This window comes from Paenibacillus amylolyticus (assembly GCF_051136285.1).
GTDB lineage: Bacteria > Bacillota > Bacilli > Paenibacillales > Paenibacillaceae > Paenibacillus > Paenibacillus amylolyticus_F.
Genome location: NZ_CP194938.1, coordinates 818,248 through 833,439, shown reverse-complemented (window position 1 = coordinate 833,439; position 15,192 = coordinate 818,248). Strand labels below are relative to the sequence as shown.

At 45.5% G+C, this 15,192-nt stretch carries 12 protein-coding genes; all 12 read left to right on the top strand.

Annotated elements, in window-relative coordinates; genetic code table 11:
• Window positions 1-92 precede the first annotated feature (92 nt).
• Entirely contained in the window at window positions 93-1,058 is a 966-nt protein-coding gene (locus tag ACR8BL_RS03665; RefSeq protein ID WP_434751360.1) for an EamA family transporter, read from the top strand.
• A gap of 102 nt (window positions 1,059-1,160) precedes the next feature.
• Window positions 1,161-1,586: a cupredoxin domain-containing protein gene (locus ACR8BL_RS03660; protein ID WP_434751359.1), complete on the top strand. Its 426-nt coding sequence runs from the start codon at window positions 1,161-1,163 to the stop codon at window positions 1,584-1,586.
• Window positions 1,587-1,723: 137 nt separating this feature from the next.
• On the top strand, window positions 1,724-2,746 hold the full coding sequence (locus ACR8BL_RS03655; RefSeq protein ID WP_434751358.1) for an SDR family oxidoreductase: 1,023 nt from the start codon (window positions 1,724-1,726) through the stop codon (window positions 2,744-2,746).
• 164 nt (window positions 2,747-2,910) lie between these two features.
• Window positions 2,911-3,342, top strand: coding sequence for a hypothetical protein (locus ACR8BL_RS03650; protein WP_434756555.1), 432 nt, complete (start codon window positions 2,911-2,913; stop codon window positions 3,340-3,342).
• The gene (locus ACR8BL_RS03645; protein WP_434758318.1) at window positions 3,306-3,614 is read left to right on the top strand and encodes an S-layer homology domain-containing protein; all 309 of its coding nucleotides are present in this window, start codon (window positions 3,306-3,308) and stop codon (window positions 3,612-3,614) included. The genes ACR8BL_RS03650 and ACR8BL_RS03645 overlap by 37 nt, the downstream gene beginning before the upstream one ends.
• Before the next feature lie 67 nt (window positions 3,615-3,681).
• Complete coding sequence (gene treR / locus ACR8BL_RS03640; protein WP_434751355.1) at window positions 3,682-4,392, top strand: trehalose operon repressor; 711 nt, start codon at window positions 3,682-3,684, stop codon at window positions 4,390-4,392.
• Window positions 4,393-4,740: 348 nt separating this feature from the next.
• A complete protein-coding gene (locus ACR8BL_RS03635) occupies window positions 4,741-6,810 on the top strand; it encodes a bifunctional aldolase/short-chain dehydrogenase (protein WP_434751354.1) in 2,070 nt (689 codons plus the stop codon).
• Between the two features lie 14 nt (window positions 6,811-6,824).
• Window positions 6,825-8,081 carry an L-rhamnose isomerase gene (rhaA, locus tag ACR8BL_RS03630; RefSeq protein ID WP_434751353.1) on the top strand — a complete coding sequence of 419 codons (1,257 nt, stop codon included), beginning with the start codon at window positions 6,825-6,827 and terminating at the stop codon, window positions 8,079-8,081.
• Between the two features lie 435 nt (window positions 8,082-8,516).
• Entirely contained in the window at window positions 8,517-10,190 is a 1,674-nt protein-coding gene (locus ACR8BL_RS03625) for a ribonuclease J (protein ID WP_434751352.1), read from the top strand.
• A 224-nt stretch (window positions 10,191-10,414) separates the two neighbouring features.
• Window positions 10,415-11,398 carry a LacI family DNA-binding transcriptional regulator gene (locus ACR8BL_RS03620; protein ID WP_434751351.1) on the top strand — a complete coding sequence of 328 codons (984 nt, stop codon included), beginning with the start codon at window positions 10,415-10,417 and terminating at the stop codon, window positions 11,396-11,398.
• Between the two features lie 177 nt (window positions 11,399-11,575).
• Window positions 11,576-13,075 (top strand): glycoside hydrolase family 32 protein, encoded by a 1,500-nt coding sequence (locus ACR8BL_RS03615; protein ID WP_434751350.1) that lies wholly within the window; start codon window positions 11,576-11,578, stop codon window positions 13,073-13,075.
• Window positions 13,076-13,092: 17 nt separating this feature from the next.
• Window positions 13,093-15,072, top strand: coding sequence for a sucrose-specific PTS transporter subunit IIBC (locus tag ACR8BL_RS03610; RefSeq protein WP_434751349.1), 1,980 nt, complete (start codon window positions 13,093-13,095; stop codon window positions 15,070-15,072).
• The last annotated feature ends 120 nt before the right edge of the window (window positions 15,073-15,192 follow it).

Genomic DNA, 15,192 nt, shown 5'->3' with positions numbered 1-15,192 from the left:
CGGAGTTAGGATTTTTTGCATTTTAATACGTGGTTGTGACCTTACATGGACCCGAATCAGGGGCGTATTTTTCATCAGGAGGTTTATTGAACATGAAATATTATTTGTCTGTCCTGGCAGGAGCAATGAGTTATGGTATTCTGTCGACGATTGTTGTGCTGGCGTATGGTCAAGGATATCAACTTGGGGAGGTTGTGGGAACACAGCTGATTACCGGTTTTATCCTGTCATGGATGCTGGCCTTATACACGCGGTTCAGAGCTAAACGCAAAACACAGAAGAGTGGAAATGCAAAGGTAAATTCTGCGAGCCCAGCTAAGGTCTTTACACGTCTAACCTGGAAGCAGCGTTTGATGCTGATGGCGGCTGGAACACCCACCGTTATTACGGGTCTTGTCTATTATCAATCGTTACGATACATTCCGGCATCGCTTGCCATTATCCTGCTCTTTCAATTTACTTGGATCAGTGTATTGATTCAGGCGATAAGCAAACGTCAGCGTCCAGATAAAGTTACGTTCCTGACCTTGCTCATCCTCTTTGGAGGTACCTTGCTGGCTGCGGGTTTCTTGGAACAGGGCATTAGTAATTTAAGTGGGATCGGTATTGCTCTCGGTTTAATGGCAGCGGTAAGTTATTCCTTGTTTGTATTGTTCAGCGGTAAAGCGGTTCCTTCCGCACATCCGGCATTTCGCAGTGCGTGGATGGTTACAGGCGGATTGATTCTGCTCTGCATTCTGTTCCCGCCGACGTTTCTCTTTAACGGTCTGATCTGGAGTCAATTGCTCGTGTTTGGACTGTTACTTGGATTCTTTGGAGCGTTTATCCCACCAGTTCTGTTTGCGATCGGAGTACCTCATATCGGTGGAGATATGGCAGGTATCTTGGGTGCGATTGAGCTTCCAGTTGCGGTGCTGTTATCTGCAATTGTCCTGCACGAACATGTCAGTTTGTTACAATGGTTTGGTGTCGTCATTGTGCTGATCGGTGTAGCCTTGCCTGAATTGTACAAACTGCGAGTGCGGCGAAGTCAGAACACGCCTGTGTATTCCGGATAGCCCAGAGGGGTCATTTTCATTAATCTGAGAATCGGGTATGCTTGTAGAGTACATCCATCCACTCACAAATGAAGATGGGACAACGGAATAAGGAGTGTTCACATGAATAGCTGGTTTAAAAAAGTCTGGCCTTTCTTAACTCTAGGTGTGGCTGTGGTCGCACTACTTGGAGGATTTTTTGTATATTTCATGGGTAAAGACGTATCCCCGGGATCGGGCAAGGCAGTAACTGCCCAAGCAGAAACACCTGAGGATTTGAAAGGATACGAAGTCATTGACGTGAACGTGAGCAACGATGGATTTGAGCCCAATGTCATTGAGGTGAAATCCGGAGTGCCTACGAAAATCAATTTTATCTTGACCCGAAGTGTGACACACGTTAAATCTGTCGCAGCAGAGAAGTTAGGCATGGATCTGTATATGCAAAAGGGAGACAACTACTACACGGTGGATAAGAATGTTGCCCCGGGTGAATATGAGCTTCACTGCGGGATGTACATGATCTACGGTACGATTAAGGTTATCTAATGGTTTGACCAAGTATACGGTTAATATGTTTAGTTCAACTTATACGGAGGAGCAAGGTTCGGTAAAACGAACTTTGCTCCTTTTTCGGCTGCGTGATATCATGAACGGGATAGCATAATCGATCTGGAGGTGCAGCAATGAAAGCGCTATTTATCGGAGGGACAGGCACAATAAGTACTGCAATCACCGAGATGCTTGCCAAGCAAGGTTGTGAATTGTACTTGATCAATCGAGGTAACCATAACGATGATTTACCTGTAGAAGTTCGAGTTCTTCAAGCCGACATCAATGACGAAAAGCGGGTAGCCGAGTTAATTGCCGATTTGCAATTTGATGTGGTGGCAGACTTTATTGCTTTTGTGCCGGCTCAACTGGAGAGAGATTATCGTCTGTTCAAAGGCAAAACCAAACAGTTCATTTTTATAAGCTCGGCATCAGCATATCAGACGCCACTGGCGGATTACAGGATCACCGAAGGAACACCTTTATCGAATCCATTCTGGGAATACTCCCGTAACAAAATTGCGTGTGAAGACTACCTTATGAAATTATATCGGGACGAAGGTTTTCCTGTGACCATTGTTCGTCCAAGCCATACTTATGGCGATAAATCCGTACCACTGGGTGTGCATGGTGAACAAGGAAGTTGGCAAGTTCTTAAGCGTATGATTGAAAATAAACCGGTAATCATTCACGGTGACGGCACCTCGTTATGGACGATTACACACAACACCGATTTTGCCAAAGGTTTTATCGGCTTAATGGGTAATATTCACGCCATCGGTGAGGCCGTTCATATCACCTCGGATGAGTCTGTCACATGGAACCAGATTCATGAAATCATTGCTGATGTGCTTGGGGTCAAGTTACATGCAGTTCATGTGCCCTCAGACTTTTTGGCGGCCAGTAGTGATCTGGATCTGCGGTGCGGTTTGCTTGGAGATAAAGCGAATACGGTTGTTTTTGACAACAGCAAGTTGAAACGGCTGGTTCCGGATTTTGTCGCAACGACAAGAGCGGATCAGGGAATTCGTAGCACGATTGAGCACATTTTGGAGCATCCCGAATTACAGACAGCCGATCCTGAATTTGATCAATGGTGCGACAGAGTCGTACGCTCATTGGATGCAGCGTTAATCAAAATCAGAGACGGGAAGTAAGTCGCGGAAAAGGATTGTATTTTATAAGCCTTCTCATTCCAGGTATTTACATTCGGTATCCGAATCGTTATAATCATTTAAAATAAAACACTTTAGGGGAGGCACCCTAACTCAGGACATTGTTCCTTGGTTGGGGTGCCTCCTTTTTTTGTGCCAATACAGTAATGGTGGCAGATGTAGAAAATATCGGTGTAGTGTCTGATACATCCACATTAAAAGCGGTACAATCCTCCAAAGTAAAAGTCGAGATGAATAGTGATGGAAGATACCGAATAGTATTGTTACCGAGTAAGAATGTTTTCTACGGGGGAGATACGGGCAACGTATCTACGATTATTGACCATCACGGAACCGCTATAAATTTCAAATCATTGCCGCTGAATTATTACCGTGTCAACAACAATGTGATCGAAATGTCCAGACAAAAGGATAATGTGGAGTACATTTTGCGAGTATCTATTGTGAATGCAACATCCCAAGGTGGTTACATGAAGGTGGAACTGGAGACGATCAATCGAAGTGGATCAGCACAGCAGCTGAGCATGATGTTGTACAAGGCATGGGGAACGGAAAATTTGCTCCACATGCTCCGGTAACACGTGAGCAGGCATGCAAAATTATTGCCAATGTGGTTCGTCAGATCAGAAGTGAGCCGATGACCTCACACAATACATTTACCGACCAAGTCGATGTATCTGACTGGGGCAAAGAGGAGGTCGAGGAACTTGCGGGAATCTACATGATTAACGGATACGAGGACGGCAGCTTCCGCCCACTTCAAGCTTTGAGCAGAGCTGAAGCTGCTGCGTTAATTTTTCGTTTGAATAAAATGATGCAGGTCATTGCCAGCAGTTCAGATTCCCTTTGAATTAGTTTTAATGTTATAATAAGTTGCCAATAAGACAAAAAAGGGTAATGAACTATGGTGATGAAAAATGAATAATAAATTTATCCGAATATATGAAGATATTGCTGAGCGTATTCGGAGTGGAGACATTGAGGCGGGCACACTGCTTCAATCAGAACTGGATTTGTCGGAACGGTATCAAACATCCAGAGAAACCATACGTAAAGCACTGAAAATGCTGTATGAAGAAGGGTACATCCAGAAGATTCAGGGCAAGGGCTCCATTGTGCTGGACATACGCAAAATAGATTTTCCCGTCTCAGGTCTGGTTAGCTTCAAGGAACTGGCCCAAAAGATGGGACAGCGTGCACAAACTGTTGTGAAGCTGTTTGAGAAACAAGTGGTGGATCAGGCGTTAAGTCAAAAGACCAGCTTTGCTCTGAATGAACAAGTCTGGCAGATCAATCGTGTTCGCAAAGTGGATGGAGAACATGTCATTCTGGATAAGGATTACATCAGTCAGAGGTTTATTCCGGGGCTGAATAAAGACATCTGTAGTGACTCCATCTATGAGTACATTGAGCAGAAACTTGGGCTCACCATATCGTATGCCAAGAAGGAAATTCTGGTGGAGGAGCCTACAGCTGAGGATCGCGAACTGTTAGATCTGGAAGGGTTCCACAATGTTGTTGTTGTGAGAAGCCAAGTATACCTGGAAGATACAAGCCAGTTTGAGTTTACTGAATCACGGCATCGACCGGACAAGTTTGTATTTGTTGATTTTGCCAGACGCAAATAAGCGGAGTATAAGGTCAGTCAATAAGTAATGAGCAAGGTGTAACAAAGTGAATACATGCTGAATATCAACAAGAAAAGAGTATCAGGTCACTGTAATCAGAGGTGATCGGGTACTCTTTTTGTCATGCGGTATCCTGTTCACAAACCGAACGAGGCAAGGAGTGAACGAATTTGGCATTGAAACAGTCCGCCAAAGCTTTCATAAATGGAATGCAGTAAAAGTTGAAGTTGAAGTCAGTTTCATTCTTTGTATGTTTTTGTTTTATTTGATTAAGTTTTTGTTTTCAAAACAAAACAAAGGTGGTAAACTCGAATAAGGAAGAAAACAAACATTATCGGAGGGGAACAAATGGTACAGAGTATATGGAATGCGGCGCAGGCATCAGAGAAAACAACAGGGCTTGAACAATTAGTTTACCGCTCCAATCTGATCGGGACGGATCGTCGGGTCTGCAATATTTATGGCGGAAATACTTCTGCGAAAACAACGATAAAGGATTTCCGTGGTCGTGACGTCGAAGTGATGTATGTGAAGGGGAGCGGTTCGGATCTCGGCTCCATGGAAGCGAAGCATTTTACCGGACTGGCACTTGAAGATATCGGTCCACTTATGGAACGTGAGTCCATGTCAGATGAAGAGATGGTGGAGTACCTTGGCCACTGTATGATTGATGCGAAACATCCGCGTGCGTCGATTGAAACTCTGCTACATGCGTTCCTTCCGTACAAACATGTCGATCATACTCACCCCGATGCAATCATCAGTCTCTGTTGTGCGGATAACGGGAAAGAGCTGGCACGTGAAATATATGGGGATCGTTTTGTGTGGGTTCCTTATGTGCGTCCAGGTTTTACACTATCCAAAATGATTGCTGAAAGCGTATTCGCTAATCCGAATGCCGAACTTGTGCTTATGGAGAAACATGGTCTGGTGACTTGGGGAGAAACCTCGGAGGAATGTTACGCTCAGACGATCAAAATTATTAATGAAGCGGAAGCATTCATCGAGGCACGTGTAAACGAAGCTGATCTGTTTGGCGGCGTAAAACATCCTGCACTCCCTGCTGAAATTCGTGGTCAGATTGCGGCTAGGGTGATGCCTGTTATTCGCGGAGCAGTGTCGGATAGCCAAAAAATGATTTTGTCTTTTGACGATCAGGATGATGTACTTGCTTTTGCAGGTGGAGCGGATTCTCCTCAGTTGTCTCAGGTTGGCGCGGCATGTCCAGATCATCTGGTACATACCAAAGTGGTGCCGCTGTTCATTGACTGGATGCCGAATGCGGATGATATTGACGGGTTGAAGGCGAAGCTAGCAGAAGGCGTTGCTGCGTACAAAGAGCAATACAAGCAGTATTTCGAGGACAACAAAAATGAAGGCGACGTGATGTTCGAAGCGGCACCTCGCGTTATTCTTATTCCGGGCGTTGGCATGATTAATACCGGCAAAAGCTGGGCGCTGTCACAGGTAAGCGGTGCACTGTATCATCGTGCGATTGCAGTTATGCGCGGAGCGACAAGCCTCGGTAAGTTTGTTTCACTCAGTGCCAATGAATCTTATAATGTGGAATACTGGCCGCTGGAATTGTACAAATTGTCGCTGGCTCCTGCAGAAACAGAGTTTTCTCGCAAAGTGGCGTTTATAACTGGTGGTGCAGGCGGAATCGGCAGCGAGACGGCGCGCAGACTGGTGTCAGAGGGCGCACATGTTGTGCTTGCAGATCTGAACTTGGAAGGTGCACAGAAGGTTGCACAGGAAATTAATGATCAATATGGTACCAATCGTGCATACGCGCTCAAGATGGATGTGACGGACGAGGAAGCCGTGCAGTCGGCATATGCTGAAACAGCTCTGCAATATGGCGGAGTGGATATCATCGTTAACAATGCGGGTCTGGCGACATCCAGCCCATTTGACGAAACATCATTGAAGGAATGGAATCTGAATATCAGCGTGCTGGGCACCGGTTATTTCCTGGTCGCTCGCGAAGCATTCAAATTAATGAAAGAACAGAGCATCGGTGGAAGTATGGTCTTCATCGGATCGAAAAACTCGGTATACGCGGGTAAAAGTGCTACTGCTTACAGCTCGGCGAAGGCACTCGAAGCCCATCTGGCTCGCTGCATAGCAGCGGAAGGTGGCGAATATGGTATTCGTGTCAACACCATTTTGCCTGATGCTATTCTGCAAGGTTCAGCCATTTGGAACGGGTCATGGAGAAACGAACGTGCGGCAGCATATGGTATTGAGCCGGATCAGCTGGAGGAATATTACCGTAAACGTACAACACTGCTTGTGAATATCTATCCGAGAGATATCGCGGAAGGCATCGCCTTCTTTGCTTCATCCAAATCAGAGAAAACGACAGGTTGTATGCTAACCATCGATGGCGGTATACCGGCAGCATTCACACGTTAAAGGAGGTTTGACGGATGCAAAATCAGATAGAACAAGCATATGAAGCGGCGAAGGCTTTATATGCACAACATGGCATCAATACAGATGATGTGCTGAGCAAGCTGGCGAACATTAAAGTATCCGTGCATTGCTGGCAAGGAGACGATGTCAAAGGATTTTTGAATCAGGAAGGTGAGCTGACGGGCGGCATATCTGTTACGGGTCAATATCCTGGAGCAGCAACGACTCCTGCCGAGCTTCGGGCCGACTTGGAGCAGGCTTTTGCACTTATTCCCGGTAAACATAAAGTCAACCTGCACGCGATCTATGCTGACACTGACGAACAGGTGGAGCTGGATCAGATCGAACCGAGGCATTACGAGAATTGGGTGACTTGGGCGAAAGAGCACGGACTGGGGCTGGACTTTAATCCGACTTGTTTTTCTCATGAAAAATCAAGCGACGGTTTCACACTCAGTCATTCAGATCCGGAGATACGCAAATTCTGGATCAATCACTGTAAAGCTTCACGGCGAATCGGCGCTTACTTTGGCGAGCAGCTGGGGCAGACCTGTGTAACTAATGTATGGGTACCCGACGGATTTAAGGATAACCCTGTAGACCGGATGTCTCCCCGTAAACGTCTGAAGGAATCACTGGACGAAGTGTTTGCGGAACCGCTGAATCCAAAGCATAATCTGGATGCAGTCGAGAGTAAGCTGTTTGGCCTTGGCTCAGAAGCATACGTTGTAGGCTCACATGAGTTTTATATGGGATATGGTTTGCAAAATGATACTTTAATTTGCCTGGATGCCGGCCATTTTCATCCAACTGAAGTGATTTCGGGCAAACTGTCCTCCCTGGCATTATTCACAAGCGGTATTCTGCTTCACGTCAGCCGTCCGATGCGCTGGGACAGCGACCATGTCGTTATTATGGACGATGAGTTGCTTGAAATCGCTCGTGAATTGGTGCGGCATGAGCTGCTGGACACGACACACATCGGGCTGGACTTCTTTGACGCCAGTATTAACCGTGTAGCGGCATGGGTTGTTGGTACTCGCAATACAATCAAAGCCCTGCTGCGAGCTATGCTTGAACCAGTGGATACGTTAAAGCAAGCGGAGTTGGAGGGAGATTATACAACACGTCTGGCATTGACGGAAGAGTTCAAATCCTATCCGTTTGGGGCAATATGGGACTACTATTGTGCCCAGCAGGGTGTGCCTGTTCGTGAACAGTGGATCAAGGCAGTTAAATCCTATGAGAAGAATATAATTCAATCAAGATAAAATATTGCGAAAACCCTGTTATTAGAGGGTTTTCGTTTGCTTTATAATAGTGGAAAATCACAAAGCATACTATATTTATATTACAAATAAAGGGAAGGGGTTTTGGAAATTACTGATATTGATAATACAGTGATATTTGGTATATCGCTTGGGGTCCTTTTGTTAATTGTGGTAGTAGGTCTTATAACGAGAGTAATTTTAAAAAGCAAAAGAAATGACGATAAACGAATTTAGAATGTTTATGTAGAAGCCTTTTATTCCTCCAAAGGCTTTTTTCTTATAGGGTATAACCATGTTGATTGATTACCAGAGTGAACTTTTTCGGATCTTATAATAATGTATATCCGCCCTTATGCATAACCAAGGGGATTCCTTCCATACTAGGGATACACAAGAAATACAGAGAATCGCTATGTAAAGGAGGATGAAGGCATTTTGAAGTTTGCTCATAACAGACTATATATTGCTGCACTTGGCGGCGTGAATGAAATCGGCAAAAACATGTATTTGATTCAGTACAATCAAGACATCATTGTGATTGACTGTGGTTCTAAGTTTCCTGATGAAACGATGCCAGGAATTGATCTTATCGTGCCGGATGTAACATATCTGCTCGAAAATCTGGATAAAGTGAAGGCACTTGTTGTCACTCATGGACATGAAGATCATATTGGCGGAATTCCGTATCTTCTAAAACAAATTAACATTCCCGTCTACGCATCCAGGCTGACTCGTGGTCTGATCGAGCTAAAATTGAGAGAGCATAACTTGCTGCGCCAGTCAGATCTGCATACGATTGACGCAAACTCTCAGATCACGCTGGGAAGTATAGACGTTTCTTTTTTTGCAACGAGTCACAGCATCCCGGACTGTCTGGGTATTTTCTTTCAAACGCCGGCAGGCAATGTGGTGCATACGGGAGACTTTAAATTTGACATGTCCCCTGTAAATGGCCCTTTCCCTGACTTACATCGCATGGCCGAAATCGGAAAACAGGGGGTGCATGTGCTGCTTTCGGAAAGTACGAATGCTGAAAGACCAGGGTTCACACCTTCGGAACGTGTTGTCGGGGATCATATTCTGGACGCATTTATTCGTGCCAAGCAAAAAGTGTTTATCTCTACTTTCGCATCCAATATCAGCAGAGTACAACAGATCGTAAACGCAGCTTTTCAGACCGGACGTAAGCTTGCACTGCTTGGAAGAAGCATGATTAACGTTGTGAATGTGGCAAGTGAACTCGGATATCTCGACGTGCCCGATGGGCTATTGATCGAGGCAGCAGATTCGGGTCAGTTTCCACGCGAGCAGGTCGTTGTGTTATGTACCGGAAGTCAGGGGGAGGCAATGGCTGCCTTGTCCCGCCTAGCTGCAGGCAAACATCCTCAAGTTAGTATTGAATCTGGAGATACAGTCATTATTGCAGCAGGAGCCATACCCGGTAACGAAAGAAACCTTGCCCATGTCATCGACAACCTGTATGTTCTGGGTGCGCGGGTCATCTATGGCTCCAGCGGTGCAGCAGGTATGCACGTATCGGGGCACGGCAGTCAGGAAGAACTGAAACTGATGCTTACCCTCATGAAGCCGGATTATCTCGTTCCGATTCATGGTGAATTCCGGATGTTGTATCAGCATAGACAACTTGCCGAATCGGTCGGAATTGAGCCAAGTCATGTGTTTATCGTTAATAACGGGGATATGGTGGAGTACAAAGAAGGCGTCGCTTCACTAGGCCCCAAAATCGCTTCGGGCAACAGCTTGGTTGACGGATTGATTATCGGTGACGTAGGCAATATTGTTCTTCGGGATCGCAGACAGCTGTCGTCGGATGGTATGCTGGTCATTGTAACAACGCTTAGCAAAACTGAAAAACAAATGGTCGCCTCCCCGGAGATTATTTCCAGAGGTTTTGTCTTTGTGAAGGATTCGGAACAATTCATGAAAGAAATTCATGAGCGGGTAGTAAATCGGATGGATGAGTTAACGGGTGCGGGTGTCAATCAGTGGAATGTGATGAAGCGTAAACTGAGGGATGAAATCGGTCATTATATTTATGCGCAAACTAAGCGCAGACCGATGATTTTGCCGATTATTATTGAGGTTTGAGTTAGATACTTGAGGGCAATGATGGATCATTTGTACCTATTGCTTCAAGATTTATCTGTTGAAAAATAACTTTGCCAAGCTCGGTTCGTAGGGAGCACACTTCGTGTGAGCTTCTGTGTGAATCGGGCTTCTCTGGTGTGTGACTTTTTCCGTATTCGCTGAGCTTTACGATTCGAGTTATAATACATAAATGAACGATTTTATCGATACCAGAGGAGTTTCTTATGAACAAAAACATTTCAGATATCGCTCAAATGGCAGGCGTGGCGAAGAGTACCGTGTCCCGTTATCTGAATGGCGGCTCGGTTAGCGAGGATACCCGTCAGAAGATTGAGCGTATTATTAAACAATATAATTATGTTCCAAATACCTTTGCACAGAGTCTCAAAGCGAAAAAGACGAGCATTATTGGCACGGTTGTTCCACGGCTGGATTCTTATGCGACATCCCAAACGTTGATCGGTATTGACGAGGAGTTACGAGGGCTTCAATATCAGATGCTCATTGCAAATACGAGCCAGGATATGCAACGTGAGATCGATGCGATTTATGATTTTGCCAGACAAAAGGTGTCCGGAATCATTCTGCTCGCTGCTGAAATCACGGAGGCACACTTGAAAGCTATTGAGGACATCCGGATTCCGGTATTACTGGTGGGACAGCAACATGAGTCGCTGCATTGTCTGATTCATAATGACGATCAGGCTGGTTATATCATGGGGAAATATGTGGTTGAACAGGGGCACCGAGATATCGTGTTCATGGGTGTGGGCGAGAAGGATCAGGCTGTAGGTATTCATCGTAAACAAGGGTTTAAACGCGCGATTGACGAGTGTAGCGATTGTAATGTCAGATACTACGAAACAAGCTTCAAAATGTCTGAAGCCGTGATCACAGCCGAGAAGATTCTGCAAGAAAACAGACCAACCCTGATTGTTGCAGCGACAGATAATATTGCGATGGGTGTGATGAAAACAGCTTCCTCCCAAAAAATTCGAATTCCTAAGCAATTATCAGTGACAGGGTTTGGCGGGTACGATATTACGGAGATGATTCATCCAACGTTGACCACGGTAAAATATGATTATTTACAGGCAGGCAAGCTTGCGGCGAGCCACATTAGCCAGCTGGTAGAAGGGGAGAGTGTAAGGAAACAGACCATCCTCGATGTTGAACTTATTCTCCGAGAAAGCGTTGACAAAATATAAATTGATCCCTTATGATAATTCCATCGAACCGGTTCCATAGATCTGGCTACTTCAGACACGAGAATGAGGGCGAGCAACAGTAGTTGCATGGAATTATTTTTTTTGTTTGATTTGGAACCGGTTCCTCTACCATAAGACTTCTGATTTTTGCATCATGATTGGAGATTGATATGACGTATGAAAATGACAAGAGAGCAGCTCTACCGACGGATTGAGCAAGCTGAGCCTGGAGAGATTGCCAAGCTGGAAGCTCAGATCGCTACATGCTCCTGGAGACAAAGTTATCATATTCAGCCTGTAACCGGTCTGCTTAACGATCCTAACGGCTTTTCCTATTATCAAGGTTATTATCATCTGTTCTATCAGTGGTTTCCTCTTGGAACAGAGCATGGCATGAAATACTGGTATCATACCCGCTCGAACAATTTGGTGAACTGGGAGAATGTTGGCATCGCCATTGAACCGGGAGGTCCTCATGATTCCCATGGAGCGTATTCGGGAAGTGCGATTGAAAAAGACGGTAAATTAAACCTGATCTACACAGGAAATACACGGGATGAGAACTGGATCAGACATCCCTATCAGTGCTTGGCGATCATGGATGAGGAGAATGTAGTCACAAAATTCATACATCCTGTTATTTCTGATGTACCGGACGGATATACCGAGCATTTCCGAGATCCCAAGGTGTGGCAGCACGATGATGTTTGTTATTGTGTCATTGGAGCACAGCGAACGGATGAGACAGGATGCACGGTGCTGTATCGCTCGGCAGATCTGAAACATTGGAAGTTTCTTGGTGAGATCATTACAACACTGCCTTCATTCGGTTACATGTGGGAATGCCCAGACTATCTGGAGATGGAGGGTCAGGGTGTATTGATCTTCTCACCACAAGGCATTCAGGCGGAAGCAGAACGATACCACAACATTTATCAGTCCGGTTATCTCATCGGCGAGCCTCTGAATCTGGAGACGAGAGAATTCAAACACGGCGAGTTTCACGAATTGGATCGGGGTTTTGATTTTTATGCGCCGCAGACGATGCATTCACCGGACGGAAGACGCATTTTAGTTGCGTGGATGGGACTTCCTGATCTGGCGTACCCCACAGATGACAGCGGATGGGCTCATTGTTTAACGATTCCGCGTCAATTGTCGATTCAAGGTGACAAGCTTGTTCAGCAGCCGGTTCCGGAAATGGCACAGCTGCGCGGGGAGCAACAAGGTATCCAGGCTCAGAGTACGATTAACAATGAAAGCCGATCCTTTGCAGGATTTTATGGTATCGCTTACGAACTCGAATGTGAGATAAGCCAGAACGATGCCAACCTTGTGGGCATTGAGTTTCGGGCGAGTGATACGGAGAAAACGATCATTCAGTATGATCGACTGGAGCGCAAATTAATACTGGATCGCAGTAAGTCTGGTGCAGCACTTTCCGAAGTTAATGGTACGATTCGCTCCTGTACGTTGGATGTAGATTCAGAAGTGCACAATGTAATCCAACTGCGTATGTTCGTGGATTCATCCTCGGTTGAGATATTTATCAACGATGGGCAGGAAGTCTTCACCAGCCGGATCTTCCCAAGCAGGGAAAGTGCAGATATTCGATTTTTTGCACACGGGGGCAAGGCGGACTTCAAAATGGTCATGTGGAAGTATGAGATTGAATAAGAGAGGAATGAGACAACATGTCGGATAATCAACGTATCGCCCAAGAAGTCATCCAGGCCGTTGGGGGAAAAGACAATATCGCCTCCTTTGCACACTGTGCAACACGGCTTCGCATAATGGTGAAGGATAAGCAGCAGATTGATCAGAAGCAAGTCGAAAACATCGACAAGGTGAAAGGTGCCTTTTTTAACTCGGGTCAGTATCAGATCATCTTCGGCACAGGTACGGTCAACCGAATCTTTGAAGAAGTTGAGAAGTTAGGGATTGAAGGATCATCGAAGGAAGACGTGAAGAGTAAGGGGAAAAAGGAAGGCAACGCATTCCAGCGAGCGGTTCGTACATTTGGTGATGTCTTTGTTCCGATCATTCCTGTGCTCGTGGCAACAGGTTTGTTTATGGGTCTGCGTGGCCTGCTTACTCAAAATGAAATTCTGGCATGGTTCGGTGCAACGCCTGATGATATTTCACCAAACTTCTTGTTGTTCACACAGATTCTAACGGATACGGCTTTTGCATTCCTGCCTGCGCTTGTTGCCTGGTCTGCATTCCGCGTATTTGGCGGAAGTCCGGTTCTCGGAATTGTGCTCGGCCTGATGCTGGTGAATCCAGCGCTGCCGAATGCTTATGCAGTAGCCGATGGTTCGGCGCAACCCTTGTATATGTTCGGATTTATCCCCGTTGTAGGGTATCAGGGCTCGGTATTACCTGCGTTTTTTGTAGGTTTACTCGGTGCCAAGTTTGAAAAGGTATTGCGGAGACGTGTGCCTGAGGCACTGGATCTGATTCTGACTCCATTCATTACGTTAACGGTTATGATTACGCTAGGACTGTTCGCCATTGGCCCTGTATTTCACTCACTTGAAGAGTGGGTACTGCATGGCACAACGGCTGTGCTCGATCTGCCTTATGGAATCGCAGGTATTATTATTGGTTTCTTCCATCAGATCATCGTTGTTACGGGTGTACATCATATTTTCAACTTTCTGGAGATTCAATTACTGGAGAAAACCGGATTTAATCCGTTTAACGCAATCATTACGTGTGCTATGGCTGCACAGGGAGCGGCATGTCTTGCCGTTGGTTTGAAAACCAAAAATAAGAAGCTCAAAGCACTCGCGCTTCCTTCATCTTTATCCGCATTCCTTGGGATCACGGAACCAGCGATCTTTGGTGTGAATCTGCGTTATATGAAACCGTTTGTGATGGGTCTGGTTGGGGGTGCAGTTGGTGGTTTCATCGCATCGCTCTTCCATTTGCAAGGTACGGGTATGGCTGTTACGGTCATTCCGGGAACACTTCTGTATCTGAATAGTCAATTGCCTTTGTACATCTTGTCAAACGTCACGGCTATGGCCATTGCCTTCGCACTGACCTGGTTCTTCGGATATAAAGATCAACCTGTTGAACCAGCTTCCGACAGCGCTTCATCTACTGATACAACGATCGTGTCATCAGCATCGGGAGCAGCATCGACACAGGCAACAGCGGTATCGGTTATCACGACATCTCGCTCGAAAGTGAAAATGCTGGAGATTGCTTCTCCGATCCATGGTAGAGTCGTTGAACTGGAGCAGGTACCTGATCCGGCATTTTCAGAAAAACATATGGGCGAAGGTATTGCGATTGAACCTTCCGAAGGAAAAGTATTTGCTCCATTCGATGGCGTCGTTGCGCATGTGATGGATAAGAGCAAACATGCTGTCATTTTGGAGCATGAAACAGGAGTTCAACTTCTAGTTCATATTGGTATCAATACGGTTGGATTGAAAGGCAAAGGTTTTGTAACCCATGTGAAAAGCGGGGATGCTGTAGTTGCCGGGCAACTACTCATTGAATTTGATATGAATACCATCGAGGAGGCCGGACTACCGCTGATTACTCCTGTACTAATCCCAAGCGGTAACGAAGCGATTGCTTCTGTGAGAACGATATCAAATGGTATTGTACAAGCAAACGGGAAAAAAGTGCTGACGGTAGAGTTTACAGAGTCACAATAAGTAAATGCCCGTAAAACAATGTAACCGTTACATCAGCATGAGAACAATCTCAGCTGAATATAAAATAACAATTTCAATCTGTTCAATATAAGAAAAAATAAGATGAAAACTACAAAAACA